Below are 25,108 nucleotides of genomic sequence, written 5' to 3'. Positions count from 1 at the left end.
CAGGCCTACACGTTCGCTTATTGACATGGCGCGATCGGTAGGCCGGATAAGGCATTCACGCCGCCATCCGACAACATGAATTATGGGCCGACGTAAACGTCGGCCTTTTTACATCAGATAAACGGGAAGTAAGGCATAATGCCACGAGAAATCCACATTAGCAGGCTGTTTTCCAGCGGCTTCTCATCATTGGTTAACTCAAGCGAATCCAGATCGCCCTGGACCTGTGTATTCTGCGCCAGCCAGCTCACCAGCCAAATTTTCAACCACGGATAAGCCAGCCCTAAGGTCACGCCGGAAATCACAAACACCACCAGTAACCGCCACAGCATACCGTGTGCAGTGACAGAGGAATGAAAACGAATCGAATCGTTCGCCAGTGACAAATTGTTTAAAAACAGGTTGCGTAACGCCACATATAAGTAACTGGTTACCACAATAATCGCGAGAAAATAGAGGAAATAACATGCCATTATCTGGCCATAATATTGCAGAATAAGCGCCCCTCCTGCCTGCGCATTCCCCATCATACTCAAAAGAATCATGTCGGTGAACACCGGCGCGATTAGATAACCAATCACGACAGCAAAAGGGAAAAGGGTCAACATTGCCAACACGCACCCTCTGATGCACGTTTTAACATTAACCTGAATCGAGAAACGATGAATGCCAAAGTTTGCGCCATTGCCAAACAAGGTCATCCATTTGCTGTAGGTAATACCGTTAATGACCCCTATCCCAATAATAGCCAGCAAACCGAGAAAAACGATATTGAACACTAAACCGCCGACGGCGATGGTTACCAGTGAGATAATATAAAGAACAATATAAAGCGCCACCATCAGGAGTACCGGGAGAGCGAACATGTACCACCAGGCGCGCCGCATGGAATACTGGAATCCAAAATGTACGCCATTAAGCGAAGTCATCATCGCCTGATACTGTAATCCTTTCACCGCCATAAAAGGAATAATCGCAATTAATAAGCCGAATAGCGTAAAACCGAGACCGGGATGACCGTGTTCAATAAGAGAGAGGCTAACAATATAAATAATAAAAACTAACAACACACTAATAAATAATGCGCCGCCCGTGGCTTTGTAAGCAAAAGGCTGATTGTTTAGCGTCATATTAGTATAAATATAACGTCGACATTTCACCATCGCCCACGGCGCATAGATTCCCAACGTGATACACGTCAACAAGAAATTCACAAGGCAAATAACAAAATACTTTCCGCCCTTGCCTGTAAACACCAACGTGTGATTATGGTTATCTTTACTACTGATAACGTTATTCATGAATCATATCCCTGAATTACAATCTATTAGAATTAATAATAAAAACCAGTAAATTGTTACTGATTTGACTACGATACTATTTTTGTTTAATTTTTCCGCCTTTTATTTTGTCTGATTCAGGATCTCCTTGCGCGTGACTCAAGACGGTGGTATTAAAGTAATCTATAAATAAATTTTAAAAATTGAGCCATATTATGAATAATGTCGCCTCGCCAACGCTCACGGTGCGCCGAATCACTACCGCCGACAATGCCGCTATTGCCCGTGTCATCCGTCAGGTTTCAGCGGAATACGGACTTACCGCCGATAAAGGTTATACCGTTGCCGACCCCAATCTGGATGAACTGTATCAGGTTTATAGCCAACCGGGCGCGGCCTACTGGGTGGTAGAGCAAAACGGTTGTGTGGTGGGCGGCGGCGGCGTGGCGCCGTTATCCTGTAGCGAACCAGACATTTGTGAACTGCAAAAAATGTATTTTTTACCGGTGATTCGTGGCCAGGGGCTGGCGAAAAAGCTGGCGCTGATGGCGCTGGATCATGCCCGTGAACAGGGTTTTAAACGCTGCTATCTGGAAACAACGGCTTTTTTACGCGAGGCGATTGCGCTATACGAACGTTTAGGATTTGAACATATTAGCGAACCGCTCGGCTGCACCGGACATGTCGATTGCGAAGTGAGGATGTTAAAGGATCTCTGAAAACCAGGCGTTTATTTATCCTCGCCAGGTATTATTTTTGCTGATATAAGTAATCCCGGAAACATCCTGTTATCCGGGAATCACTTATTATTCAAGGAAGTTATAAATGAAACACCTATTATCAGCAATTGTTTTCCCCGCTATGTTTATTAGTATCTCTAATGTATATGCTTTAGATATACAGCCCGGCGAATGGAAAATGGAAAATATAGAAATGCGCACCATCAATCCAGATACAAAAGAAGTATTAATGGATGAAAAAAATTCGGGCATAGCGACGCTTATGTGTTATACCCCTAAAATGTCTGAAGATTCTAAAAAAATGGTGAAGGGTTTTTCTACCAGTGCAGGCGGTTGCACGACAACATTTGTAGAAAGTACGGATACCAAACTGATCAATGAGACTGTGTGTAATAATCCTGATGCCAAATCGCACTCTATTGTAGAAACGACGAAAATAAGCGATACAGAATTTGTGATGACCATGAAATCGGATGTCGATGCAGGAGGTAATAAAACAACCTCCATCAACAAAATTAAACAAACCTTTGTTGGCAAGACCTGCTCTGAAGCGTCAAAAGGCGTGAAACAGTAACTATTTCAACACAAAAACCCGTAGTGATTGATGCAATAATGGCATTGTTCACGGTCACCTTTCGGGAATATAACACTGAGTGAGTTCTTTTTGCCTGCCGCTGGCAGGCTTTACTCAGAACAGAATATCATGAAAATGACCTTTCCTGCTCGCCAGCAGCTTGATGCCGGGCGGATGACCACCACAAATTTTGCAGACAGCGACAGCGTAAAAGATAAAAACGCTAATCTTTAATTTTACCCTTTATCCGGCGGCTGGCACGCCGCTATGAAAACGAAACTCGCGGTCTGGCGACAAGATAAGGTCAGCTTCCACCTCGCCAAAATAGCGCACGCGCGCAGAAATGTCCTCGGCGGAAATCTGCTGCGCCAGCGCCAGGTAATCCTGATAATGCCGCGCTTCGGAGCGCAGAAGCGAGAGATAAAACGTCTGTAAATCCTCATCCAGCCAGGGCGCCAGAGCGGCAAAACGTTCGCAGGAGCGGGCTTCGATATACGCCCCACAAATCAGCTTATCAATTAAGGTGAGCGGTTCGTGCGTGCGTACCGCTTTCAACATTCCTTTCGCGTAGCGGCTGGCGGTGATTTTCACATAAGGAATGTTTCTGGCCTGCATGACCTCGCGTACCTGCCAAAAATGGTGCAACTCCTCTTTAATCAATAACACCATACGGTCGATCAGCTGACGACCCCAGGGGTCATCAGTTTGCGGCATGGCGCTTTTGCTAATCTGTCTATGCAGGGCAACGAAATCCGGCTCCGGCCCCTGACGAAACGCGAACGCCTCGTAAGGTTGCAGCCAGGCGAGCAGCGCGTCGGCGCCCGATTTATCGGCGACATATTTACGCACCAACAGCAACGCGGTTTGCGCAGCCTTCAGTTCGCAGATCAAGTGATCGGTAAGCAGAAGAGGAAGATTTTGCGGATCGCGGGCCTGGACAATCCACGCCTGCGGCGTCGGGCAATGCAGGAAATTAAGCACCGGAGAGAGTATTTGCGGGTAATTCATACGTAACCTGTTAAAAAAATACGACAGCAGACGCTGCCGTACCGTCATACTATACAGCTTTAGTGACGCACGCCGTCGTCATCTTCATCGACATAATCGTCGTCGTCACCCTCTTCGCCATTAGGGTCTTCAAAATAGGTTCCCCAGCCGTCGTATTCAACATCATATTTTTCCGCCAGGTTCATCAGTTGCTCAACCTGAGCGTCGATGAGTTCGGCGTTCAACGCGCACTCGCTGAGGATGTCGCAACAAATAACCGTATCGCCCTCTTCCACTTCCAGCTCTTCCGGCTCCGTCACTTCATAGCCGAGTTTAAAGGCTTCTACCGCGGCTTTTTCCAACGTTTCGAAATCGTCAGCGGAAAGGTGATGCTCGATAGTGTACAGCGCATCCGGATCGCTGCCGTCCTCAAGTAACTCTTCAATAATTAACCGCGTTTCTTCACGCTGCTCTTCCAGTAATTCCGGGTTTGCCATAGCTCGTTCCTCATAGATGTCCTGCCGATACTCTTATTGTCACATACCGCCGACGTTGCCTCCACCTTATCGAGAAAAGTTTTATCAAACAGGGTTGCAAATGAATAATCATCCATATAAAGTGAATTTTAATTCAATGAGAGGCCTAAGCCATGTGAGGGAAGTATGTCTACGTTTTACCAAAAACCTTTTTTAAAGTTACTTGATTTCACCGCCAGTGAACTCACTGCTCTGTTGCAGCTTGCCGCCAAACTGAAAGCCGATAAGAAAAACGGTAAAGAAGAACAAAAGCTGGTGGGTAAAAATATTGCGCTCATCTTCGAAAAAGACTCGACCCGGACACGATGCTCTTTCGAAGTTGCCGCATACGATCAGGGGGCGCGCGTGACGTACCTGGGTTCCAGCGGGAGCCAGATCGGCCATAAAGAGTCCATCAAAGATACTGCCCGCGTCCTGGGCCGGATGTTTGACGGTATTCAGTATCGAGGATATGGCCAGGAGATCGTCGAAACGCTGGCTGAATATTCCGGTGTGCCGGTATGGAACGGTTTAACCGATGAGTATCACCCAACGCAATTACTGGCGGATCTGCTCACCATGCAGGAACATCTGCCGGGTAAAGCCTTTAACGAGATGACGTTGGTCTATGCCGGAGACGCGCGTAATAACATGGGTAACTCCATGCTGGAAGCCGCCGCGTTAACAGGATTGGATCTCCGTCTGGTCGCGCCAAAAGCCTGCTGGCCGCAAGCCGCGTTAGTGGCGGAGTGCAGCGCCATGGCGAAAAAGAACGGTGGCGCCATCACCCTGACCGAAGATATCGCCTCGGGCGTAAAAGGCGCGGATTTTATCTATACCGATGTTTGGGTCTCTATGGGCGAACCCAAAGAGAAATGGGCGGAGCGTATTGCCCTGCTGCGTGATTATCAGGTCAACAGCCAGATGATGGCGTTAACCGGCAATCCGCAGGTTAAGTTCCTGCATTGTCTGCCTGCGTTCCATGATGACGAAACCACGCTTGGCAAAAAAATGGCCGAAGAGTACGGTTTACATGGCGGGATGGAAGTGACCGACGAGGTTTTTGAGTCTGCGGCCAGCATTGTCTTTGATGAAGCGGAAAACCGAATGCATACCATCAAAGCAGTAATGGTAGCGACGCTGTCTAAATAATGTCGTTATGATGCCGGATGGCGGTTGGCCTACAAAATCGCAACGTGCAGGCGCCGCCATCCGAACAAAATATTACGCCATCAGCATTTTCACAACCGCTTTACGTACCCGCGCCGGTTCTCCCACCGCGCACAGGGGCTTATGCACTTCGCCGGGATAAAACACCACAAAGTCGCCTTCGTTCAGGACGACGGTTTTCTCGTCGACGCTCGTCGGTAAAAATGCAATGTCTTTATCCGTCAGCCAGTCCGTGTGCGGCGTTCCTGCAGGCCGGGTACTGAATGCCATCCCTTCCTGACCTTGTAGCACAATCTGAATATCAAGATAACGGGCGTGATACTCTGCGCTGCGCGATTCGCCCGGCTCCGTCATATTTTCAGAAATCATATAAAACAGCCTGTCGCCGTCAATGTCATACTTACCTGGCGCGGTCGTTGCCGTGACATGCGCATTGACGTGCTCAATCGCCTGCCGTAACGCCGTCGGCAGCCAGGCCTCCAGATGTTCAATATTGCCAATAATCATCGCATCCCCTTAGTTAAAACAGCGTTTTATTTTTCTCTTTATACGAGAAAAATGGCTGCCATACTACCCTTACTCTCATCGATTTTGCGCCAGCGCATGTTTATCGCCAGCGGTGTTTATATATTGTTAATAGTTCGCCCAACTTTATGCAGTACCTATGCATAAACCCCAGCGGCGCCAAATCGCCATCACTAACAACCCTTTGATATTAAAGGCGTTAACATAAAAACGTTTTAGCGATCACAATTCGCTCTCCCCGCATAAATGACTTCTCTATCCATAGTTATTTTTAAATTATTTAAATATCTCCGATAATAAAATCCCCTTCACGCATAGTTATGCAACACTTAAAAATAATCACTTTATTTTCAATTAGTTAAGATTTAAATATAATTCAATACAACAAACAAATAATTAACAATAAAAAAATAACAAACCATATAGCTGCGTAGTAATTCATTTAATGCCTTATTGTTTTTTGAATTTCTCTGACCCGGCTCATATATTAAATAAGAAAAATAGCACTCCTTGATTGATGTGAATCTCATCACATTAACAACCCAAATAAAATTCAATCATTGCTCCCGAATTTAACTGAAACGCCGCGACTGCAAGCACGCTAAATATTTGCAGCCACTCCTTCTTTATTCTTGAAATTATGTAAAAGGTATAATGATGGAAAAGCATTTTGTCGGTTCTGAAATTGGTCAATTACGCAGCGTAATGTTGCATCGTCCCAATCTCAGCCTAAAAAGACTTACCCCTTCAAATTGTCAGGAATTACTTTTTGACGATGTATTATCCGTAGAGCGCGCTGGCGAAGAGCATGACATTTTTGCCAACACGCTGCGCCAGCAAGGGATAGAAGTGTTGCTGTTAACCGACCTGCTCACCCAAACGCTGGATGTGGCTGACGCTAAAGCCTGGCTACTGGACACGCAAATTTCCGATTATCGCCTTGGGCCCACCTTTGCCGCAGATATTCGCGCCTGGCTGGCGGATATGCCGCACCGTGAACTGGCTCGCCATTTAAGCGGCGGTTTAACTTACGGTGAAATCCCCGCCTCCATAAAAAATATGGTGGTCGATACTCACGATATTAATGACTTTATTATGAAGCCATTACCGAATCACCTATTTACCCGTGACACGTCCTGCTGGATATATAACGGCGTCTCAATTAACCCCATGGCAAAACCTGCACGCCAACGTGAAACGAATAATTTACGTGCTATTTATCGCTGGCATCCTCAATTCGCAGGCGGTGATTTCATTAAATATTTCGGCGACGAGGACATTAATTACGACCACGCCACTTTAGAGGGCGGCGATGTGCTGGTGATTGGCCGCGGCGCGGTGTTGATCGGTATGTCTGAACGTACTACGCCGCAGGGTGTCGAGTTCCTGGCGCAGGCATTGTTTAAACATCGTCAGGCGGAACGCGTCATTGCCGTTGAACTGCCAAAACATCGCTCCTGTATGCACCTTGACACCGTCATGACCCACATTGATATCGACACCTTCTCCGTCTATCCGGAAGTCGTTCGCCCGGACGTTCAGTGCTGGACGCTGACGCCAGACGGACGCGGCGGTCTGAAACGAACCCAGGAGAGCACGCTGGTTCATGCTCTTGAAAAAGCGCTTGGCATCGATCAGGTGCGCTTAATCACCACTGGCGGCGACGCATTTGAAGCTGAGCGCGAACAGTGGAATGACGCCAATAACGTGCTCACCCTGCGTCCCGGCGTGGTGGTGGGCTATGAGCGCAACATCTGGACCAACGAAAAATACGACAAAGCCGGCATTACCGTCCTTCCCATTCCCGGCGATGAACTGGGTCGCGGGCGCGGGGGCGCACGCTGCATGAGCTGTCCACTGGAACGCGATGGTATTTAAAGGAGACGTTATGGAAAACAAACGCACACTGGTCGTCGCGCTGGGCGGCAATGCGCTGCTCAAACGCGGCGAACCGCTGGAGGCTGATATTCAGCGTAAAAATATCGAACTGGCGGCCAGAACCATCGCCCAGCTTACCCGGCAATGGCGCGTGGTGTTAGTGCACGGCAACGGCCCACAGGTAGGACTGCTGGCGCTACAAAATAGCGCCTACGCTAACGTTACGCCCTACCCGCTCGATATTCTCGGTGCGGAAAGCCAGGGCATGATTGGCTACATGCTGCAACAGGCGCTGAAGAATCATCTGCCGGAGCGTGAAATCAGCGTCCTGCTCACCCAGGTCGAAGTCGATGCCAACGACCCGGCATTCCTCAATCCAACCAAATATATCGGACCGATTTACGACGAAGCGCAGGCCCGTGCGTTACAGGCAGAAAAGGGCTGGGTATTCAAAGCCGACGGTAACGCCTTCCGCCGCGTTGTGCCCTCCCCGCAGCCGAAACGCATTGTGGAAAACGATGCCATCCGCGCGCTGATTAGCCGCGATCACCTGGTTATCTGTAACGGCGGCGGCGGTGTGCCGGTCGTGGAAAAAGCCGATGGCTACCACGGTATCGAGGCGGTGATCGACAAAGATCTGTCCGCCGCCCTGCTTGCCAGCCAAATTCACGCCGACGCGCTGCTCATTCTGACCGATGCCGACGCGGTGTATCTCGACTGGGGTAAGCCCACCCAACGCCCGCTGGCGCAAGTTACGCCGGAGCTGCTTCGTGAAATGCAGTTCGACGCCGGTTCGATGGGCCCGAAAGTGACCGCCTGCGCTGAGTTTGTCAGCCATTGCCGCGGCATTGCCGGAATCGGCTCGCTGGCGGATGGGCAAGCCATTCTCGCGGGCGAGAAAGGCACTTTGATTCGGTGTGAAACCGCCGACGTTGACGCATAAGGCTTTTTACCGGATGGCGGCTTCCGCCTTATTCGGCCTACAGAGCGCGCATAACCGTGGGCCGGATAAGCGCAGCGCCATCAGGCAATTCATTTTAACAAGGATATTGTAATGGTTATTTCACTGAAAAATCGTAACTTTTTGAAGCTGCTTGACTACACCCCGGCGGAAATCCAACACCTCATCGATCTGGCTATTGAGCTGAAAGCCGCAAAAAAAGCCGGATGCGAAAAGCAAACGCTGATCGGCAAAAACATCGCGCTGATTTTTGAAAAAACCTCTACCCGCACCCGATGCGCGTTTGAAGTCGCCGCTTTCGACCAGGGCGCGCAGGTGACTTATCTCGGCCCAAGCGGCTCGCAGATCGGCCATAAAGAGTCCATGAAAGATACTGCTCGCGTCCTGGGGCGGATGTATGACGGCATCGAATATCGCGGTTTTGGTCAACACATTGTGGAAGAGCTGGGGGAATACGCGGGCGTTCCCGTCTGGAACGGCCTGACCGATGAATTTCACCCCACCCAGATCCTGGCCGATCTGATGACCATGCTGGAACACGCGCCGGGTAAAACGCTGCCGGAACTGAGCTTCGCCTACCTGGGCGACGCGCGCAACAACATGGGCAACTCGCTGATGGTGGGCGCGGCGAAGATGGGCATGGATATCCGCCTGATAGCGCCAAAGTCCTTCTGGCCTGATGCCGCGCTGGTCGCGCAGTGCCGGGAAATTGCCAGCGTTACCGGCGCTCGTATCACCTTAACGGAGAGCGTTGAAGACGGCGTTCACGGCGTGGATTTCCTCTATACCGACGTCTGGGTCTCGATGGGAGAGCCCAAAGAAGCCTGGGCGGAACGCGTCAGTCTGATGACGCCATATCAGGTCAACCAGCAGGTAGTAAACGCTACCGGTAATCCTGATGTGAAGTTTATGCACTGCCTGCCCGCCTTCCATAACGAGCACACCAAAGTGGGACGCGAAATCGAAATGGCTTACGGCCTGAAAGGACTGGAGGTCACGGAAGAGGTGTTCGAGTCCGCAGGCTCGATAGTCTTCGATGAAGCGGAAAACCGGATGCACACCATCAAAGCGGTCATGGTGGCGACGCTCGGCGACTAATCCCACAGGATATGCGCCCTCGCGGCGCATATCCGTGATATCAGGAGAGAACATCATGGGTAAATTTAAATTTCCCACCGCTTATACCATCCTGTTTATTCTTATTGCCCTGGTCGCGGTGATGACCTGGATTGTGCCGGCGGGAAAATACCAAATGGCGATGAACGCCACGCTGGGAAAAGAGGTGCCGGTGGCGGGAACGTATGCCCCCGTGGACGCGCATCCGCAAGGGATTACCGCTGTTTTACTGGCGCCGATTGACGGCCTCTATAACCACGAAACCTACACCGCCGGCGCCATTGACGTCGCGCTGTTTGTCTTGATTATCGGCGGCTTTCTGGGGGTGGTGAATAAAACGGGGGCGATTGATGCCGGTATTGAACGGGTAACAGTCAAACTCAACGGCAAAGATGAGTGGATGATCCCCATTCTGATGGCGCTGTTCGCCGCAGGCGGCACTATCTATGGCATGGCGGAGGAGTCGTTGCCCTTCTACACGCTGCTGGTGCCAGTTATGATGGCGGCCCGCTTCGATCCGTTAGTGGCGGCGGCAACCGTACTGCTCGGCGCCGGGATAGGCACGCTCGGTTCGACCATTAACCCTTTCGCCACGGTCATTGCCGCCAACGCCGCCGGCATCCCTTTTACTCAGGGAATGCTGATGCGCGTACTGCTGTTAATTGTCGGCTACGTACTGTGCGTGTTTTGGGTAATGCGCTATGCGCGCAAAGTCCGCGCCCATCCTGAGCTTTCTGTCGTGGCGGATAAAATGGAGGAAAATCGCGCCCATTTCCTCGGCAATCGCGCCAATACACTGCTGGAGTTTACGGCTACCCGGAAATGGGTGCTGCTGATCTTCGCCGCCTCTTTCGCGGTGATGATTTACGGCGTGGCGGTTCTCGGCTGGTGGATGGCGGAAATCTCCGGCGTTTTTCTGGCGGCGGCGATTATCGTTGGCGTGATAACGCGGATGGGTGAGGAAGCGTTCACCAGTACCTTTATCGACGGCGCGCGGGATTTGCTCGGCGTGGCGCTAATTATTGGTATCGCGCGCGGCATTGTGGTGGTCATGGATAACGGTATGATTACCCATACCATTTTGCACAGCGCGGAAAGTCTGGTTTCCGGCCTCTCTACCACCATTTTCATAAACGTAACCTACTGGCTGGAAGTATTGCTCTCCTTCCTGGTGCCCTCCTCTTCCGGTCTTGCCGTATTGACGATGCCCATTATGGCGCCGTTAGCGGATTTTGCCCACGTACAACGGGATTTGGTCGTAACCGCCTACCAGTCGGCCTCCGGGATTGTGAATCTGGTTACTCCCACCTCCGCCGTGGTCATGGGCGGTCTGGCAATCGCGCGGGTTCCCTATGTCCGCTATCTGAAATGGGTCGCGCCGCTGTTGCTGATCCTGACATTGCTGAATATGGCGGTACTGAGCATCGGAGCGATGATGTAACGAGCCAGATGGCGACGCGCCTTATCCGACAGGACTGATAAGCACAGCGCCATCAGGCACGCCGTCACCTTTTTTGATCGGCTTCTCATTTTCCTGCAAAACCGCCCGATTGATCCGCAATCAATGTGACAAATGTGATGAATTTCGCCAGTCCGTTGATATCAATAATAAAGATAAGGTGCATTTATGAAGGAATACGATGATTACTCCGCCAAAGAACAACAGCAACTGGCGGTTTGTCAGCGCCTGATTAGTGAAAAAAGTTACCTGTCCCAGGAGGAGATTCGCCGCGATTTACAAAATGAGGGATTTGAAGGTATTAGTCAGTCTACGGTTTCGCGCCTGCTCAAGCTGCTGGGCGCAATAAAAATCAGAAATACGAAGGGACAAAAGATTTATTCCGTAAATCCCCAGCGGCGTCCTTCGCCGGATGCCGGACGTTCAATAGCCGAAATGGTCGTCAGCGTTGAACATAATAGCGAATTTATCCTTATCCATACGGCGGCAGGTTATGGTCGCGCCGTCGCGAGAATTCTGGATTACCACGCATTGCCGGAAATTCTCGGCGTCGTTGCCGGTAGCAGTATTGTCTGGGTCGCACCACGGGTCGTTCAGCGCACGGCGCTGGTACACAAACAAATTAATTATTTGCTTAAAATGAATTTAAATTCATAAGAACCGTTTGCGATGAGTAAATCATGCATTAATTGCTTGATCCCCAAACAGAGCTGAGTATAATCGCGGACAATTTGCCGGGAGGAAGCATGGTTCAGTGTGTACGACATTCTGTCTTACCGCGTCTGAAAAAGGACGCAGGCCTGCCGTTTTTCTTTCCGTTGAAAACCAATACCAAGCCCCTCAATTGAGGGGCTTTTTTTTGCCCAGGCGTCAGGAGATAAACATGGCTAACCCGCTATATCAAAAACATATCATTTCCATAAACGACCTCAGCCGCGACGATCTTAATCTGGTACTGGCGACGGCGGCGAAATTAAAAGCCAACCCGCAGCCGGAGCTATTGAAACATAAAGTGATCGCCAGCTGCTTTTTCGAAGCCTCCACGCGTACCCGCCTGTCGTTTGAAACTTCAATGCATCGCCTGGGCGCCAGCGTAGTGGGCTTCTCCGACAGCGCCAACACGTCGCTGGGGAAAAAAGGAGAAACGTTAGCCGACACGATCTCAGTGATTAGCACTTACGTGGACGCGATTGTGATGCGCCATCCGCAAGAAGGCGCGGCACGTCTGGCGACGGAGTTTTCCGGTCAGGTGCCGGTGCTCAATGCGGGCGACGGTTCGAACCAGCATCCGACGCAGACCCTGTTGGATCTGTTCACCATCCAGGAAACACAGGGCCGTCTGGATAACCTGCATATCGCGATGGTCGGCGATCTGAAATATGGCCGCACCGTGCATTCGCTAACCCAGGCGCTGGCGAAATTTAGCGGCAACCGTTTTTATTTTATCGCGCCGGACGCGCTGGCGATGCCGCAGTACATTCTGGATATGCTGGATGAAAAAGGAATGGCCTGGAGCCTGCATGGGTCTATTGAAGAGGTCATGGCCGACGTCGACATCCTCTATATGACTCGCGTACAGAAAGAGCGTCTCGACCCGTCGGAGTACGCCAATGTGAAGGCGCAGTTTGTTCTGCGCGCCAGCGACCTGAACGGCGCGCGTGAAAATATGAAAGTGCTGCACCCGCTGCCGCGGATTGATGAAATCACCACGGATGTGGATAAAACGCCACACGCCTGGTACTTCCAACAGGCGGGCAACGGTATTTTCGCTCGCCAGGCGTTACTGGCGTTGGTACTGAATAGCGAACTGAGTCTGTAAGGGAGAAAAACGATGACACACGATAACAAACTGCAGGTTGAAGCCATTAAATGCGGCACCGTGATTGACCATATCCCTGCGCAGGTAGGCTTTAAACTGCTGAGTCTGTTTAAATTGACCGAGACCGATCAGCGAATCACTATCGGTCTGAATCTCCCGTCTGGCGAGATGGGGCGTAAGGACTTAATTAAAATAGAAAACACCTTCCTCACCGATGAGCAGGTTAACCAACTTGCTCTGTACGCGCCGCAGGCCACCGTTAACCGCATCGACAACTACGACGTAGTCGGGAAATCACGTCCCAGCCTGCCGGAGCGTATTAATAATGTGCTGGTTTGCCCGAACAGCAACTGCATCAGCCACGCGGAACCGGTATCCTCCAGCTTTGCAGTGAAAAAACGCGCCAATGATATCGCCCTCAAATGCAAATACTGTGAAAAAGAGTTTTCGCATAATGTGGTGCTGGCCAACTAATGGGGGTTGGTTATGAGATCCCGGCTCCCTATAATGAGCGGGGACATTCTATTACCGCTGTAATTCAGGAGAAATCATGAGCAAAACTATTGCGACGGAAAATGCACCAGCAGCAATCGGCCCATACGTACAGGGCGTTGACCTGGGTAGCATGGTAATCACTTCCGGTCAGATCCCGGTCGATCCGAAAACCGGTGCCGTAGCGGAAGACGTATCCGCTCAGGCACGTCAGTCGCTGGAAAACGTTAAAGCTATCGTGGAAGCCGCTGGCCTGAAAGTAGGCGACATTGTGAAAACGACCGTATTCGTGAAAGACCTGAACGATTTCGCGACCGTCAACGCCACCTACGAAGCCTTCTTCACCGAGCACAACGCCACCTTCCCGGCGCGTTCCTGCGTGGAAGTTGCCCGTCTGCCGAAAGACGTGAAAATTGAGATTGAAGCGATCGCTGTTCGTCGCTAACGCTCGTTTATAGATAGTGGCCGGATGGCGCTATCGCTTATTCGGCCTGGTATGCCATCCAGGCCGATAATGCACAATACTTCGACGCTTACTGCCAGCCATAACGTCGGCTGTAAAACCCTTTCACCAACTGGGTTAACGTCATATAGCCCGCCAGAATGGCAATCAGCCACGGGAAATAGCTTAACGGCAGCGCCTGTAATTGCAGGTAAGACGCCAGCGGCGAAAACGGCAACGAAACTCCCACCACCATCACCAACAACGTCATCGCCATCAGCGGCCATGCAGCGCGACTTTGAATAAACGGCAGACGGCGGGTACGGATCATATGCACAATCAGCGTTTGCGACAGTAATCCCACCACAAACCAGCCGGACTGGAACAAAGTTTGCGTTTCTGGCGTATTCGCATGAAATACCCACCACATCAGACAAAAGGTCAAAATGTCGAAAATCGAGCTGATCGGACCGAAAAAGACCATAAAGCGCCCCAAATCCGCCGGATTCCAGCGCTGCGGCTTTTGAATTTGTTCTTCATCGACATTATCAAACGGAATCGCCACCTGGGATACATCGTACAGCAGGTTTTGAATCAGCAAGTGCAGCGGCAGCATTGGCAGGAACGGCAAAAAGGCGCTCGCCACCAACACGCTAAACACGTTACCGAAATTTGAGCTGGCCGTCATCTTGATATATTTCAACATATTAGAAAAAGTACGACGACCTTCAATGACGCCTTCTTCCAGCACCATCAGGCTCTTTTCCAGCAGGATAATATCGGCGGCTTCACGGGCGATGTCCACCGCGCCATCTACCGAGATACCAATATCCGCCGCCCGCAACGCCGGGGCATCGTTAATCCCGTCGCCCATAAAACCGACCACATGTCCCTCGCGTTTGAGCAAAGTGACGATGCGCTCTTTATGCATCGGCGTCAGACGCGCAAACAACGTCGTACGGGCGGCCAGCGCCGCCAGCGCGTCGTCGCTTAACCCTTCAATATCACTGCCAATAACGACATCGCCCGCATCCAGCCCAACTTCATGGCAAACTTTCGCCGCTACCAGCTCGCTGTCGCCGGTGAGAATTTTCACCGTAATTCCGCTTGCCTTCAGCGCTTTCAGCGCCGGCGCGGTGGTCTCTTTCGGCGGATCGAGAAAAGCAATATACCCTTCCAGGATCAGGTCAGATTCATCGATACGCTGGTAATCGCCCCCACGTGCAGGCAGGTATTTGGTCGCGACGGCGACCACGCGTAGCCCCTGACGGTTCAGCGTGTCGGTAACGCGTTTCACCCGGCGCAGCATATTGTCGTCCAGCGGCACAATATCGCCGTTGTGGCGCACCTGAGTACACACATTCAGGATCTCCTGTAACGCGCCTTTGCAGACCAGTTGATGCACGCTCGAATCTTCGGCCACCACCACCGACATCCGGCGACGCTCAAAATCAAACGGAATCTCATCGATTTTCTGCCAGCGTCCGGAGAGCTGACGCGCGGCGGTTTCGTCTACTCCCTCCAGGACCGCCGTATCCAGTAAGTTTTTTAGACCGGTCTGATAATGGCTGTTCAGCCAGGCGCAATGCAGTACATGCTCGCTGGGCTTACCAGAAATATCCGTATGATTCTCCAGCACAATTTTATCCTGCGTCAGAGTGCCGGTTTTATCGGTGCACAGAATATCCATCGCGCCGAAGTTCTGAATCGCATCAAGGTGCTTCACGATAACTTTCTGTTTCGAGAGCTTCACCGCCCCGCGCGCGAGGGTGGAGGTGACGATCATCGGCAACATTTCCGGGGTGAGCCCTACCGCGACCGAAAGCGCAAATAACGCCGCTTCCCACCAGTCACCTTTCGTGTAACCATTAATAATCAGTACTACCGGCGCCATGACCAGCATAAAGCGGATCAGCAACATGCTGACGCGGCTAATTCCTTTCTGGAAAGCGTTCTGCTCGTTATCTTGTTCCGACACGCGCCCCGCCAATTGACCAAACCAGGTGTCGGCGCCGGTCGCCATCACCACGGCCTGCGCCGTTCCGCTCACGACGTTCGTCCCCATAAAGCACAGCGTGTCGCACTCAAGCGGGTTATTTTGCCGGGGCTCACGCGTCGCGGCGACTTTCTCGACCGGCAGAGATTCGCCGGTCAGCGACGCCTGGGCGACAAACAGATCGCGCGCCTGGATAATCCGTAAATCCGCCGGGATCATATCCCCCGCCGCCAGCTTAATAATATCGCCGGGCACCAGTTGATCGATGGGTAATTCCAGCCAGGCGTTTTCGCCATTTTCATTAATAACCCGCAGTACGGTAGCGGTATTACTCACCATCGCTTTTAGCGCGTCCGCTGCTTTCGTCGAGCGCGCTTCCTGCACAAAATTCAGCAGCGTTGAGATACCGACCATCAGGGCGATAACGCCTGCGGCAAACAGATCCTCCGTGGCATAAGAAATGCCGCCAAGAATCGTGAGTAAGATGTTGAAAGGATTGCGATAACATACCCACAGATGCACCCACCACGGCGAGGGTTTCTGTGCCGGAAGGCGGTTTTCGCCATGCTTTTCACGCGCGCGCGTTACCTCGGCGGCGTTTAATCCCTCCGGGTGCGTATCAAAAACGCGCCAGAGAGTCTCCTGCTCCATTGCCGCGACTTTCAGACAGCGTTCGCTCAGCGAAGGCGGGATAGTCGCATTTACCGCGGTCTGCGCCCCGGGCAGCGGATCGCGGTGAACCAGACGATAAGGCAAATGACGATTAAGCCGGGCAAAAAGCTGGCGGGTAATGGTTTTTAGCATAGGTAATCCCTCCGCGCCGAAGTCAGGCGCAGAAAATTCTTCAGGCACGGCAAAGCCTTGCCCGATGAGCAATGTTTAAATAAAAACAGGGACGTTATTGTGTCACTGTCTTACACACCGGTAAGACAGCAGAGGCAGGCTTACCGGAAAAGGAAAATTCTCCATCGCGGGAGAGGGGTGGGTTCAGGGTCCATGTCGCCTCCGGTAAGTAAACGATTTGCGCCGTGGATTATACGCATAAATCCATAAGTTTTGTGGCAATTATGGCGGTATCATACCGTTACGTAATTAAACCAACGATAAACCAGACTTTGCCCATTGCCCTTCGCTTGAGTAAAGTTACTCTTTTTATCACCAATCACCATCAGCGTCACGCCACGGGAAAACAGGATGCAAAACCGGCTCACTATCAAAGACATCGCCCGCCTGAGCGGCGTAGGGAAATCAACCGTTTCCCGCGTGCTTAACAATGAAAGCGGCGTAAGCGAACGTACCCGCGAGCGTGTCGAAGCGGTGATGAATCAACACGGTTTCTTTCCGTCCCGCTCCGCCCGTGCGATGCGGGGACAAAGCGATAAAGTGGTCGCTATTATCGTCACTCGCCTTGATTCGTTGTCTGAAAATCTCGCGGTTCAGACCATGCTGCCTGCGTTTTATGAACAGGGCTACGACCCTATTATGATGGAAAGTCAGTTCTCGCCGACGCTGGTAATGGAACATCTGGGCATGCTCAGACGACGTAACATTGATGGCGTGGTGCTGTTTGGCTTTACCGGCATCACAGAAGAGTTGATCGCCCCCTGGAAAGCCTCGCTGGTGCTGCTGGCAAGAGATGCGCAAGGTTTTGCCTCCGTCTGTTACGACGACGAAGGCGCGATTCATATCCTTATGCAGCGGCTGTATGAGCAGGGACACCGCAACATTAGCTTTCTGGGCGTTCCCCATAGCGATATTACCACCGGCAAACGTCGGCATGACGCATACCTGGCGTTTTGCAAAAAACATAAACTTCATCCCGTCGCCGCCCTGCCCGGTCTTGCCATGAAGCAGGGCTATGAGCATACGGCAAGCGTCATCATGCCGGATACCACCGCGTTAGTCTGCGCCACCGATACGCTGGCGTTGGGCGCCAGTAAGTATTTACAGGAGCAACGTATTGAGACGCTGCAACTGGCAAGCGTCGGGAACACGCCGCTGATAAAATTCCTGCACCCGGAGATCGTCACTGTCGATCCTGGCTATGCTGAAGCCGGACGACAGGCGGCTTCGCAGCTGATCGAACAGATCAATGGCCGCTGCGATCCGCGCCGGATCGTCATTCCTTCTACCCTCGCCTGAGTGACTGATTAAACGGAATACCACGAGTAATTTGTGATCGTCGCTGCGTTTCGGGAACGTTCCCATTTTTAAACCAACGTTGAAGAGATACTCTTGCGCCAACCCATAACATACCTCCTCTGCCATGAGGCTTTACGATGAGCAAAGTAAAACAAGCCGATATCGACCGGCTGATTGACCTGGTCGGCGGGCGTGACAACATCGCCACGGTGAGCCACTGCATTACTCGCCTGCGCTTTGTGCTCCACCAGCCCGCGAACGCCAGGCCAAAAGAGATCGAACAATTACCGATGGTTAAAGGCTGTTTCACCAACGCCGGGCAGTTTCAGGTGGTGATCGGCACCGACGTTGGCGATTACTATAACGCGCTGCTGGAGACCACCGGCAAAGCGTATGCCGATAAAGAGCAGGCCAAAAAAGCCGCTCGCCAGAACATGAAATGGCATGAGCAGTTAATTTCCCACTTCGCGGAGATCTTCTTTCCGCTACTACCGGCGTTGATCAGCGGCGGTTTGATCTTAGGCTTTCGTAACGTGATCGGCGATGTGCCGATGAGCAACGGCCAAACGCTGGCGCAGATGCATTCGGCGCTAAAAACGCTTTATGATTTTTTATGGTTGATCGGCGAAGCGATCTTTTTCTATCTGCCGGTGGGGATCTGCTGGTCGGCGGTGAAAAAAATGGGCGGCACGCCGATTCTTGGTATCGTGCTCGGCGTGACGCTGGTGTCGCCGCAGTTGATGAATGCGTATCTGCTGGGCCAGCAAACGCCGGACGTCTGGAACTTCGGCTTATTTAGCATTGAGAAAGTGGGCTACCAGGCGCAGGTTATCCCGGCGCTACTGGCAGGGCTGGCGCTTGGGTTTATTGAAACGCGGTTGAAACGCATCGTGCCGGATTATCTCTACCTGGTCGTCGTCCCGGTGTGTTCGTTGATACTGGCCGTCTTTCTCGCCCACACCTTTATCGGCCCCTTTGGTCGTATGATCGGCGACGGTGTGGCCTTTGCGGTACGTTATCTGATGACCGGCAGTTTCGCCCCGATAGGCGCGGCGCTGTTCGGCTTCCTGTATGCCCCGCTGGTCATTACCGGCGTCCACCAGACAACGCTCGCTATCGATATGCAGATGATCCAGAGCATGGGCGGTACGCCAGTCTGGCCGCTGATTGCGCTGTCGAATATCGCGCAGGCCTCCGCCGTGGTGGGCATCATCATCTCCAGCCGTAAACACAATGAACGCGAGATCTCCGTTCCTGCCGCCATTTCCGCTTACCTTGGGGTAACCGAACCGGCGATGTACGGTATCAATCTAAAGTATCGTTTTCCGATGCTGTGCGCGATGATCGGATCTGGTCTGGCGGGACTGCTCTGCGGTCTGAACGGCGTCATCGCCAACGGTATCGGCGTGGGCGGCCTGCCGGGCATCCTGTCTATACCGCCGCGCTACTGGCAGGTGTACGGCATGGCGATGGTTATCGCGATCGTTATCCCGGTGATTCTGACCACCTTTATCTATCAGCGTAAGCATCGTCAGGGCACATTACAAATTGTCTAATACTTCTTCGGGGCGCAGTTGCGTCCCAACGCACTTGCAGGAAACAACAATGACTATTCCCCACTGGTGGCAAAACGGCGTTATCTATCAGATCTACCCGAAAAGTTTTCAGGACACGACCGGCAGCGGCACCGGCGATTTACGCGGCGTCACGCAGCACCTTGACTATCTACAGCGACTCGGCGTGGATGCCATCTGGCTCACGCCGTTTTATATCTCGCCGCAGGTGGATAACGGTTATGACGTCGCAAATTATACGGCCATCGACCCGACCTACGGCACGCTGGATGATTTTGACGAGCTGGTCGCGCAGGCGAAAGCACGCGGTATTCGCATCATCCTGGATATGGTGTTTAACCATACTTCTACCCAGCACGCCTGGTTTCGCGAAGCGCTGAACAAAGAGAGCCCATACCGTCAGTTTTATATCTGGCGCGATGGCACGCCGGATGTCTGCCCGAATAACTGGCAATCCAAATTTGGCGGCAGCGCCTGGCGCTGGCATAGCCAGAGCGAACAATATTATTTACACCTTTTCGCGCCTGAACAGGCCGACCTGAACTGGGAAAACCCCGCCGTGCGCGCCGAGCTGAAAAAGGTCTGCGAATTCTGGGCCGATCGCGGCGTGGATGGCCTGCGTCTGGACGTGGTGAATCTGATCGCCAAAGATCAGGATTTTCCTGACGATCCGACGGGCGACGGACGCCGCTTTTATACCGACGGGCCGCGCGCGCATACGTTTTTACGCGAAATGAACCGTGACGTTTTTACACCGCGTAATCTGATGACGGTAGGCGAAATGTCCTCTACCACGCTGGAAAACTGCCAGCAATATGCCGCGCTTAGCGGCGACGAACTCTCGATGACCTTCAATTTTCATCATCTGAAGGTGGATTACCCGAATGGCGAAAAGTGGACGCTGGCAAAACCTGATTATGTGGCGCTGAAAGCGTTGTTCCGCCACTGGCAACAGGGGATGCATAACGTCGCCTGGAACGCGTTATTCTGGTGTAATCACGATCAGCCGCGCATCGTTTCCCGCTTTGGCGACGAGGGTGAATACCGGGTTCCAGCCGCGAAAATGCTGGCGATGGCGCTGCACGGTATGCAAGGGACGCCTTATATCTATCAGGGCGAAGAAATTGGCATGACCAACCCACACTTTACCCGCATCACCGATTATCGCGACGTGGAAAGCCATAACATGTTTGCCGCGCTACGCGCCGCCGGACGCGACCCCGACGAACTACTGGCTATCCTGGCCAGTAAATCCCGCGACAACAGCCGCACGCCGATGCAGTGGGACCACGGTAAAAACGCCGGTTTCACCCAGGGCGAGCCGTGGATAAGCCTGTGCGATAACTATACGGAGGTTAACGTCGCGGCGGCATTACGCGATGAAAACTCGGTGTTTTACACCTATCAAAAGCTGATTGCGCTACGTAAAACCCAGCCTGTACTGATCTGGGGCGATTATCAGGATCTCCTCCCGGATAGCCCATCAGTATGGTGTTATCGCCGCCAGTGGCAGGGGCAAACCCTGCTGGTCGTCGCCAATCTGAGCGACCAGTGTCAGGAGTGGCATCCGCCGCATATCAAAGGACAGTGGCAGGCGCTACTGCACAATTATGGCGAGGTCGCCAGCCAGCCAGCGGCGATGACGCTCCGCCCATTTGAAGCCATCTGGTGGTTACAACGCTAGCGCGACGTCCTTATACGGATAAACGCCACAGACCTATTGACACGGGCTGTGGCGTTGCTCCTGGTTACTGTCTGTTTTTGTTGAATAATTAATCAGATTTTTCTTGCTATCTTTTACAAACGCTACAGCGCCCGTCATCTGTACGCTCTGATTTTTACCTTGTTCTACGTCAATAAAATTGCAAACATCCTTGATGCAAATCACTACATATAGACTTTAAAATGCACGCCGACCCAATATGTTGTATTAATTGACTACAATTGCTACAACATCCGTTCACTCGACACAAGGTGAATTGTGGATAACCTGGGTCAGGATTGCGGGAAGTCATTGGAAAAGAGATGAATAAACCTGTTATGGCTTCCCCAGCCTCTGTGGATAACCTGTTCTTACAAATATGGAGTGATCATGACACCGCATGTGATGAAACGAGATGGCTGTAAAGTGCCATTCAAATCAGAGCGCATTAAGGAAGCCATTCTACGTGCAGCTAAAGCAGCGGGAGTCGATGACGCAGATTACTGTGCCACCGTCGCAGAAGTCGTTAGCAGCCAAATGAACGCGCGCAGTCAGGTGGATATTAACGAGATCCAGACTGCGGTTGAAAACCAACTGATGTCCGGCCCGTACAAACAGCTTGCCCGCGCCTACATCGAATACCGTCACGATCGCGACATTCAGCGTGAAAAGCGTGGTCGTCTGAACCAGGAAATTCGCGGCCTGGTAGAGCAAACTAACTCCGCGTTGCTCAATGAAAACGCCAACAAAGACAGTAAAGTCATTCCCACCCAGCGCGATTTGCTGGCCGGGATTGTCGCCAAACACTATGCCCGCCAGCACCTGTTGCCGCGTGATGTAGTACAAGCGCATGAGCGCGGCGATATCCACTATCACGATCTCGACTATTCGCCGTTCTTCCCGATGTTCAACTGTATGCTGATCGACCTGAAAGGCATGTTGACCCAGGGCTTTAAGATGGGTAACGCCGAGATCGAACCGCCAAAATCTATCTCTACCGCCACTGCCGTTACCGCGCAGATTATCGCGCAGGTCGCCAGCCATATTTATGGCGGCACCACCATTAACCGTATCGACGAAGTGCTGGCGCCGTTTGTCACCGAAAGCTATAACAAGCACCGCAAAACCGCCGATGAGTGGCAGATCCCGGATGCCGAAGGATATGCGCGTTCTCGCACCGAAAAAGAGTGCTACGACGCCTTCCAGTCGCTGGAGTACGAAGTTAACACGCTGCACACCGCTAACGGCCAGACGCCTTTCGTGACCTTTGGTTTTGGCCTCGGCACTAGTTGGGAGTCGCGTCTGATCCAGGCGTCTATTTTGCGTAACCGTATCGCCGGTCTGGGTAAAAATCGCAAAACCGCCGTGTTCCCGAAACTGGTCTTCGCTATCCGCGACGGTTTGAACCACAAGTTTGGCGATCCGAACTACGACATTAAACAACTGGCGCTGGAGTGCGCGAGCAAGCGCATGTATCCGGACATCCTCAACTACGATCAGGTGGTCAAAGTCACCGGTTCGTTCAAAACGCCAATGGGCTGCCGCAGCTTCCTCGGCGTGTGGGAGAACGAAAACGGCGAGCAGATCCACGACGGGCGTAACAACCTGGGCGTGATTAGCCTTAACCTGCCGCGCATCGCGCTGGAAGCAAAAGGCGACGAAACCGCATTCTGGAAACTGCTGGATGAACGTCTGGCGCTGGCGCGGAAGGCGCTGATGACCCGTATCGCCCGCCTTGAAGGCGTGAAAGCCCGCGTCGCGCCTATCCTGTATATGGAAGGCGCCTGCGGCGTGCGGCTGAAAGCGGACGACGACGTGTCTGAAATCTTTAAAAATGGTCGTGCGTCCATCTCTCTGGGCTACATTGGTATCCATGAAACCATTAACGCGCTGTTTGGCGGCGAACACCTGTACGACAGCGAGCAACTTCGCGCTAAAGGCATCGCGATTGTGGAGCGTCTGCGCCAGGCCGTGGATCAGTGGAAAGACGAGACCGGCTACGGCTTTAGCCTGTACAGCACGCCAAGTGAAAACCTCTGTGACCGCTTCTGCCGTCTGGATACCGCCGAGTTCGGCGTGGTGCCGGGCGTAACCGATAAAGGTTACTACACCAACAGCTTCCACCTCGACGTGGAGAAGAAGGTCAACCCGTACGACAAAATCGATTTCGAAGCACCGTATCCGCCGCTGGCGAACGGGGGTTTCATTTGCTACGGCGAATACCCGAACATTCAGCACAACCTGAAAGCGCTGGAAGATGTCTGGGATTACAGCTATCAGCATGTACCGTATTACGGCACCAACACGCCGATCGATGAATGCTACGAGTGCGGCTTTACCGGCGAGTTCGAATGTACCAGTAAAGGTTTCACCTGCCCGAAATGCGGCAACCACGATGCCGCGCGCGTCTCGGTCACCCGCCGCGTGTGCGGTTATTTAGGCAGCCCGGACGCACGTCCGTTTAACGCCGGCAAGCAAGAAGAAGTGAAGCGCCGCGTGAAGCATTTAGGCAACGGGCAGATAGGTTAATCCTCCGTTTGCAATGCGTAAATGCCGGATGGCGGTGTAAACACCTTATCCGGCCTACAACCGCTGGCTATAGTTCCAATTTCATGAGTTTCCTCTAAGCAGTTGGTGTTGTAGCAAGGCGGCAAACGAACGAATCCCAGGGAGCTTACATAAGTAAGTGACCTGGGTAAGTGAGAGCGGCCAACGCCGCTACAGCGCCAAATGCAACGAGGAAACATGAACTTTCACCAATACTACCCCGTAGACATCGTTAACGGCCCCGGCACCCGCTGCACCCTGTTTGTGTCAGGGTGCGTGCATGAATGCCCTGGCTGCTACAACAAAAGCACCTGGCGGCTCAATTCCGGCCAGCCGTTTACCAAACAGATGGAAGATAAGATCATTGCCGATCTGAACGACACGCGCATTCACCGTCAGGGGATCTCGCTGTCGGGCGGCGATCCGCTGCATCCGCAAAACGTACCGGATATCCTGGCACTGGTACAACGCATCCACGCGGAGTGCCCGGGGAAAGATATCTGGGTGTGGACCGGCTACAAGCTCGATGAACTCAACGCCGCACAGATGCAGGTAGTCGATCTCATCAACGTGCTGGTCGATGGCAAATTTGTGCAGGATCTGAAAGACCCGGCGCTTATCTGGCGCGGTAGCAGCAACCAGGTAGTGCATCATTTGCGTTGATCGCTAAAGCCGTTTGTTTGCATCGTGATAGACGGCTGAATGTTCTCGCTTACCGACCGCGACAACAAACACAATCACAACGTCATCCCGAACCTGGTACACCAAGCGATAACCGGACGATTTAAGCTTAATTTTATAGCAGTCAGGAAGATCGTTTAAACAGGCAGAGTCGATTCTGGGGTTCAATAGCACATCAGCCAACTTTTTCTTAAGCTGAGCCTTCACCGTATCGCCCAGCTTATGCCACTCTTTTAAGGCCCTCGGGTCGAATTCCAGTTCATAAGTCATCCAGACTAACCTTGATTCCCTTTTGCGGACTAGACAGCCTCTCCCGAACTGTCTGAATCAGTGCATCTTCACTGTCGCTAAGAGTGACGGTTTTCACTGGCATGCGCCCCGTTTCCGCGACGTACTGGAACAGTAATCGCACGGCTTCCGTTGGAGTAATGTTCAGTTTTTCCAGCACGGCATAAGCCTCATTTTTGAGTTTGTCATCCAGACGGACGTTCAGCGTGGCCATTATGCC

27 protein-coding genes are annotated in these 25,108 nt (G+C 52.3%); 18 read left to right on the top strand and 9 right to left on the bottom strand.

The genetic code is table 11. The features are described 5' to 3' along the window. Positions 1 to 113: 113 nt before the first annotated feature. Positions 114 to 1,301 (bottom strand): YjgN family protein, encoded by a 1,188-nt coding sequence (locus ACLJPE_RS13215; RefSeq protein ID WP_039513707.1) that lies wholly within the window; start codon positions 1,299 to 1,301, stop codon positions 114 to 116. 194 nt (positions 1,302 to 1,495) lie between these two features. Here ACLJPE_RS13215 and ACLJPE_RS13210 point away from each other — a divergent pair, with 194 nt between their 5' ends. After that, positions 1,496 to 1,999 carry a GNAT family N-acetyltransferase gene (locus ACLJPE_RS13210; protein WP_001519079.1) on the top strand — a complete coding sequence of 168 codons (504 nt, stop codon included), beginning with the start codon at positions 1,496 to 1,498 and terminating at the stop codon, positions 1,997 to 1,999. A gap of 106 nt (positions 2,000 to 2,105) precedes the next feature. Further along, the gene (locus ACLJPE_RS13205; RefSeq protein WP_410966013.1) at positions 2,106 to 2,594 is read left to right on the top strand and encodes a DUF3617 domain-containing protein; all 489 of its coding nucleotides are present in this window, start codon (positions 2,106 to 2,108) and stop codon (positions 2,592 to 2,594) included. A 243-nt stretch (positions 2,595 to 2,837) separates the two neighbouring features. Here the strand turns inward: ACLJPE_RS13205 and miaE are convergent, their stop codons facing one another. Then, on the bottom strand, positions 2,838 to 3,650 hold the full coding sequence (gene miaE, locus ACLJPE_RS13200) for a tRNA isopentenyl-2-thiomethyl-A-37 hydroxylase MiaE (RefSeq protein ID WP_000218452.1): 813 nt from the start codon (positions 3,648 to 3,650) through the stop codon (positions 2,838 to 2,840). An 11-nt stretch (positions 3,651 to 3,661) separates the two neighbouring features. Beyond that, the gene (rraB, locus tag ACLJPE_RS13195; RefSeq protein WP_000002940.1) at positions 3,662 to 4,078 is read right to left on the bottom strand and encodes a ribonuclease E inhibitor RraB; all 417 of its coding nucleotides are present in this window, start codon (positions 4,076 to 4,078) and stop codon (positions 3,662 to 3,664) included. A 16-nt stretch (positions 4,079 to 4,094) separates the two neighbouring features. Here rraB and argL point away from each other — a divergent pair, with 16 nt between their 5' ends. Further along, on the top strand, positions 4,095 to 4,274 hold the full coding sequence (argL, locus tag ACLJPE_RS13190; RefSeq protein ID WP_371045364.1) for a putative translational regulatory protein ArgL: 180 nt from the start codon (positions 4,095 to 4,097) through the stop codon (positions 4,272 to 4,274). Beyond that, positions 4,244 to 5,248, top strand: a complete 1,005-nt coding sequence (gene argF / locus ACLJPE_RS13185) for an ornithine carbamoyltransferase (protein WP_000103041.1) — start codon at positions 4,244 to 4,246, stop codon at positions 5,246 to 5,248. The genes argL and argF (ACLJPE_RS13185) overlap by 31 nt, the downstream gene beginning before the upstream one ends. Before the next feature lie 72 nt (positions 5,249 to 5,320). Here the strand turns inward: argF (ACLJPE_RS13185) and ACLJPE_RS13180 are convergent, their stop codons facing one another. Then, the gene (locus tag ACLJPE_RS13180; RefSeq protein ID WP_000583457.1) at positions 5,321 to 5,773 is read right to left on the bottom strand and encodes a YhcH/YjgK/YiaL family protein; all 453 of its coding nucleotides are present in this window, start codon (positions 5,771 to 5,773) and stop codon (positions 5,321 to 5,323) included. 675 nt (positions 5,774 to 6,448) lie between these two features. Between ACLJPE_RS13180 and arcA the strand changes: the two genes are divergently transcribed. The 5 genes from arcA to ACLJPE_RS13155 all read left to right on the top strand — a co-directional run bounded on the left by arcA (position 6,449) and on the right by ACLJPE_RS13155 (position 11,862). Then, complete coding sequence (gene arcA, locus ACLJPE_RS13175; RefSeq protein ID WP_000410844.1) at positions 6,449 to 7,669, top strand: arginine deiminase; 1,221 nt, start codon at positions 6,449 to 6,451, stop codon at positions 7,667 to 7,669. Positions 7,670 to 7,679: 10 nt separating this feature from the next. Further along, a complete protein-coding gene (gene arcC, locus ACLJPE_RS13170) occupies positions 7,680 to 8,612 on the top strand; it encodes a carbamate kinase (RefSeq protein WP_000428751.1) in 933 nt (310 codons plus the stop codon). A gap of 111 nt (positions 8,613 to 8,723) precedes the next feature. Beyond that, on the top strand, positions 8,724 to 9,728 hold the full coding sequence (gene argF, locus ACLJPE_RS13165; RefSeq protein WP_000237031.1) for an ornithine carbamoyltransferase: 1,005 nt from the start codon (positions 8,724 to 8,726) through the stop codon (positions 9,726 to 9,728). 55 nt (positions 9,729 to 9,783) lie between these two features. Next, positions 9,784 to 11,187 (top strand): YfcC family protein, encoded by a 1,404-nt coding sequence (locus ACLJPE_RS13160; protein WP_000514438.1) that lies wholly within the window; start codon positions 9,784 to 9,786, stop codon positions 11,185 to 11,187. A 186-nt stretch (positions 11,188 to 11,373) separates the two neighbouring features. Beyond that, positions 11,374 to 11,862: an arginine repressor gene (locus ACLJPE_RS13155; protein WP_000666051.1), complete on the top strand. Its 489-nt coding sequence runs from the start codon at positions 11,374 to 11,376 to the stop codon at positions 11,860 to 11,862. Here the strand turns inward: ACLJPE_RS13155 and ACLJPE_RS13150 are convergent. Further along, positions 11,832 to 11,972 (bottom strand): hypothetical protein, encoded by a 141-nt coding sequence (locus ACLJPE_RS13150; RefSeq protein WP_077905461.1) that lies wholly within the window; start codon positions 11,970 to 11,972, stop codon positions 11,832 to 11,834. The two genes, ACLJPE_RS13155 and ACLJPE_RS13150, sit on opposite strands and share 31 nt — an antisense overlap. On the opposite strand from ACLJPE_RS13150, the gene pyrL reads away from it, so the two are divergent. From pyrL to ridA, 4 genes are all read left to right on the top strand, one after another. Beyond that, positions 11,952 to 12,053 carry a pyr operon leader peptide gene (pyrL, locus tag ACLJPE_RS13145; protein ID WP_000249504.1) on the top strand — a complete coding sequence of 34 codons (102 nt, stop codon included), beginning with the start codon at positions 11,952 to 11,954 and terminating at the stop codon, positions 12,051 to 12,053. The genes ACLJPE_RS13150 and pyrL overlap by 21 nt on opposite strands. Before the next feature lie 35 nt (positions 12,054 to 12,088). Continuing rightward, entirely contained in the window at positions 12,089 to 13,024 is a 936-nt protein-coding gene (gene pyrB, locus ACLJPE_RS13140; RefSeq protein WP_000013055.1) for an aspartate carbamoyltransferase, read from the top strand. Positions 13,025 to 13,036: 12 nt separating this feature from the next. Continuing rightward, a complete protein-coding gene (gene pyrI / locus ACLJPE_RS13135; RefSeq protein ID WP_000148566.1) occupies positions 13,037 to 13,498 on the top strand; it encodes an aspartate carbamoyltransferase regulatory subunit in 462 nt (153 codons plus the stop codon). Between the two features lie 76 nt (positions 13,499 to 13,574). Continuing rightward, positions 13,575 to 13,961: a 2-iminobutanoate/2-iminopropanoate deaminase gene (ridA, locus tag ACLJPE_RS13130; RefSeq protein WP_000047544.1), complete on the top strand. Its 387-nt coding sequence runs from the start codon at positions 13,575 to 13,577 to the stop codon at positions 13,959 to 13,961. Between the two features lie 88 nt (positions 13,962 to 14,049). Here the strand turns inward: ridA and mgtA are convergent, their stop codons facing one another. Both mgtA and mgtL read right to left on the bottom strand, forming a co-directional pair. After that, positions 14,050 to 16,758 carry a magnesium-translocating P-type ATPase gene (gene mgtA, locus ACLJPE_RS13125; protein ID WP_015406162.1) on the bottom strand — a complete coding sequence of 903 codons (2,709 nt, stop codon included), beginning with the start codon at positions 16,756 to 16,758 and terminating at the stop codon, positions 14,050 to 14,052. A gap of 140 nt (positions 16,759 to 16,898) precedes the next feature. Next, a complete protein-coding gene (gene mgtL / locus ACLJPE_RS13120; protein WP_099374030.1) occupies positions 16,899 to 16,952 on the bottom strand; it encodes a mgtA regulatory leader peptide MgtL in 54 nt (17 codons plus the stop codon). A 196-nt stretch (positions 16,953 to 17,148) separates the two neighbouring features. Here mgtL and treR point away from each other — a divergent pair, with 196 nt between their 5' ends. The 5 genes from treR to nrdG all read left to right on the top strand — a co-directional run bounded on the left by treR (position 17,149) and on the right by nrdG (position 24,582). Next, complete coding sequence (gene treR, locus ACLJPE_RS13115; RefSeq protein ID WP_001181294.1) at positions 17,149 to 18,096, top strand: trehalose operon repressor TreR; 948 nt, start codon at positions 17,149 to 17,151, stop codon at positions 18,094 to 18,096. 137 nt (positions 18,097 to 18,233) lie between these two features. Continuing rightward, positions 18,234 to 19,652, top strand: a complete 1,419-nt coding sequence (gene treB, locus ACLJPE_RS13110; RefSeq protein WP_039513712.1) for a PTS trehalose transporter subunit IIBC — start codon at positions 18,234 to 18,236, stop codon at positions 19,650 to 19,652. A gap of 49 nt (positions 19,653 to 19,701) precedes the next feature. Continuing rightward, the gene (gene treC / locus ACLJPE_RS13105; protein WP_023212814.1) at positions 19,702 to 21,354 is read left to right on the top strand and encodes an alpha,alpha-phosphotrehalase; all 1,653 of its coding nucleotides are present in this window, start codon (positions 19,702 to 19,704) and stop codon (positions 21,352 to 21,354) included. A gap of 408 nt (positions 21,355 to 21,762) precedes the next feature. Beyond that, the gene (nrdD, locus tag ACLJPE_RS13100) at positions 21,763 to 23,901 is read left to right on the top strand and encodes an anaerobic ribonucleoside-triphosphate reductase (protein ID WP_000187818.1); all 2,139 of its coding nucleotides are present in this window, start codon (positions 21,763 to 21,765) and stop codon (positions 23,899 to 23,901) included. Between the two features lie 216 nt (positions 23,902 to 24,117). Next, the gene (gene nrdG / locus ACLJPE_RS13095) at positions 24,118 to 24,582 is read left to right on the top strand and encodes an anaerobic ribonucleoside-triphosphate reductase-activating protein (protein WP_017465840.1); all 465 of its coding nucleotides are present in this window, start codon (positions 24,118 to 24,120) and stop codon (positions 24,580 to 24,582) included. A 3-nt stretch (positions 24,583 to 24,585) separates the two neighbouring features. On the opposite strand, the gene ACLJPE_RS13090 is transcribed toward nrdG, so the two are convergent. Together ACLJPE_RS13090 and ACLJPE_RS13085 are read right to left on the bottom strand one after the other, a co-directional pair. Further along, positions 24,586 to 24,870: a type II toxin-antitoxin system RelE family toxin gene (locus ACLJPE_RS13090; protein ID WP_001609934.1), complete on the bottom strand. Its 285-nt coding sequence runs from the start codon at positions 24,868 to 24,870 to the stop codon at positions 24,586 to 24,588. Continuing rightward, on the bottom strand, positions 24,860 to 25,102 hold the full coding sequence (locus ACLJPE_RS13085; protein WP_000212724.1) for a type II toxin-antitoxin system RelB/DinJ family antitoxin: 243 nt from the start codon (positions 25,100 to 25,102) through the stop codon (positions 24,860 to 24,862). The genes ACLJPE_RS13090 and ACLJPE_RS13085 overlap by 11 nt, the downstream gene beginning before the upstream one ends. Between the last annotated feature and the right edge of the window lie 6 nt (positions 25,103 to 25,108).

This window comes from Salmonella sp. SAL04196 (assembly GCF_046550835.1).
GTDB classification, from domain to species: domain Bacteria; phylum Pseudomonadota; class Gammaproteobacteria; order Enterobacterales; family Enterobacteriaceae; genus Salmonella; species Salmonella enterica.
Note: the sequence above shows the minus strand (reverse complement) of the source record. Positions and strands in the feature narration are given on the sequence as shown.

Excerpts from the sequence above, each read along its gene's own strand:
- ACLJPE_RS13215 (WP_039513707.1), bottom strand. The coding sequence starts at position 1,301 with ATGAATAACGTTATCAGTAGTAAAGATAACCATAATCACACGTTGGTG.
- ACLJPE_RS13210 (WP_001519079.1), top strand. The coding sequence starts at position 1,496 with ATGAATAATGTCGCCTCGCCAACGCTCACGGTGCGCCGAATCACTACC.
- ACLJPE_RS13205 (WP_410966013.1), top strand. The coding sequence starts at position 2,106 with ATGAAACACCTATTATCAGCAATTGTTTTCCCCGCTATGTTTATTAGT.
- miaE (WP_000218452.1), bottom strand. The coding sequence starts at position 3,650 with ATGACGGTACGGCAGCGTCTGCTGTCGTATTTTTTTAACAGGTTACGT.
- rraB (WP_000002940.1), bottom strand. The coding sequence starts at position 4,078 with ATGGCAAACCCGGAATTACTGGAAGAGCAGCGTGAAGAAACGCGGTTA.
- argL (WP_371045364.1), top strand. The coding sequence starts at position 4,095 with ATGTCCTGCCGATACTCTTATTGTCACATACCGCCGACGTTGCCTCCA.
- argF (WP_000103041.1), top strand. The coding sequence starts at position 4,244 with ATGTCTACGTTTTACCAAAAACCTTTTTTAAAGTTACTTGATTTCACC.
- ACLJPE_RS13180 (WP_000583457.1), bottom strand. The coding sequence starts at position 5,773 with ATGATTATTGGCAATATTGAACATCTGGAGGCCTGGCTGCCGACGGCG.
- arcA (WP_000410844.1), top strand. The coding sequence starts at position 6,449 with ATGGAAAAGCATTTTGTCGGTTCTGAAATTGGTCAATTACGCAGCGTA.
- arcC (WP_000428751.1), top strand. The coding sequence starts at position 7,680 with ATGGAAAACAAACGCACACTGGTCGTCGCGCTGGGCGGCAATGCGCTG.
- argF (WP_000237031.1), top strand. The coding sequence starts at position 8,724 with ATGGTTATTTCACTGAAAAATCGTAACTTTTTGAAGCTGCTTGACTAC.
- ACLJPE_RS13160 (WP_000514438.1), top strand. The coding sequence starts at position 9,784 with ATGGGTAAATTTAAATTTCCCACCGCTTATACCATCCTGTTTATTCTT.
- ACLJPE_RS13155 (WP_000666051.1), top strand. The coding sequence starts at position 11,374 with ATGAAGGAATACGATGATTACTCCGCCAAAGAACAACAGCAACTGGCG.
- pyrL (WP_000249504.1), top strand. The coding sequence starts at position 11,952 with ATGGTTCAGTGTGTACGACATTCTGTCTTACCGCGTCTGAAAAAGGAC.
- ACLJPE_RS13150 (WP_077905461.1), bottom strand. The coding sequence starts at position 11,972 with ATGTCGTACACACTGAACCATGCTTCCTCCCGGCAAATTGTCCGCGAT.
- pyrB (WP_000013055.1), top strand. The coding sequence starts at position 12,089 with ATGGCTAACCCGCTATATCAAAAACATATCATTTCCATAAACGACCTC.
- pyrI (WP_000148566.1), top strand. The coding sequence starts at position 13,037 with ATGACACACGATAACAAACTGCAGGTTGAAGCCATTAAATGCGGCACC.
- ridA (WP_000047544.1), top strand. The coding sequence starts at position 13,575 with ATGAGCAAAACTATTGCGACGGAAAATGCACCAGCAGCAATCGGCCCA.
- mgtA (WP_015406162.1), bottom strand. The coding sequence starts at position 16,758 with ATGCTAAAAACCATTACCCGCCAGCTTTTTGCCCGGCTTAATCGTCAT.
- treR (WP_001181294.1), top strand. The coding sequence starts at position 17,149 with ATGCAAAACCGGCTCACTATCAAAGACATCGCCCGCCTGAGCGGCGTA.
- treB (WP_039513712.1), top strand. The coding sequence starts at position 18,234 with ATGAGCAAAGTAAAACAAGCCGATATCGACCGGCTGATTGACCTGGTC.
- treC (WP_023212814.1), top strand. The coding sequence starts at position 19,702 with ATGACTATTCCCCACTGGTGGCAAAACGGCGTTATCTATCAGATCTAC.
- nrdD (WP_000187818.1), top strand. The coding sequence starts at position 21,763 with ATGACACCGCATGTGATGAAACGAGATGGCTGTAAAGTGCCATTCAAA.
- nrdG (WP_017465840.1), top strand. The coding sequence starts at position 24,118 with ATGAACTTTCACCAATACTACCCCGTAGACATCGTTAACGGCCCCGGC.
- ACLJPE_RS13090 (WP_001609934.1), bottom strand. The coding sequence starts at position 24,870 with ATGACTTATGAACTGGAATTCGACCCGAGGGCCTTAAAAGAGTGGCAT.
- ACLJPE_RS13085 (WP_000212724.1), bottom strand. The coding sequence starts at position 25,102 with ATGGCCACGCTGAACGTCCGTCTGGATGACAAACTCAAAAATGAGGCT.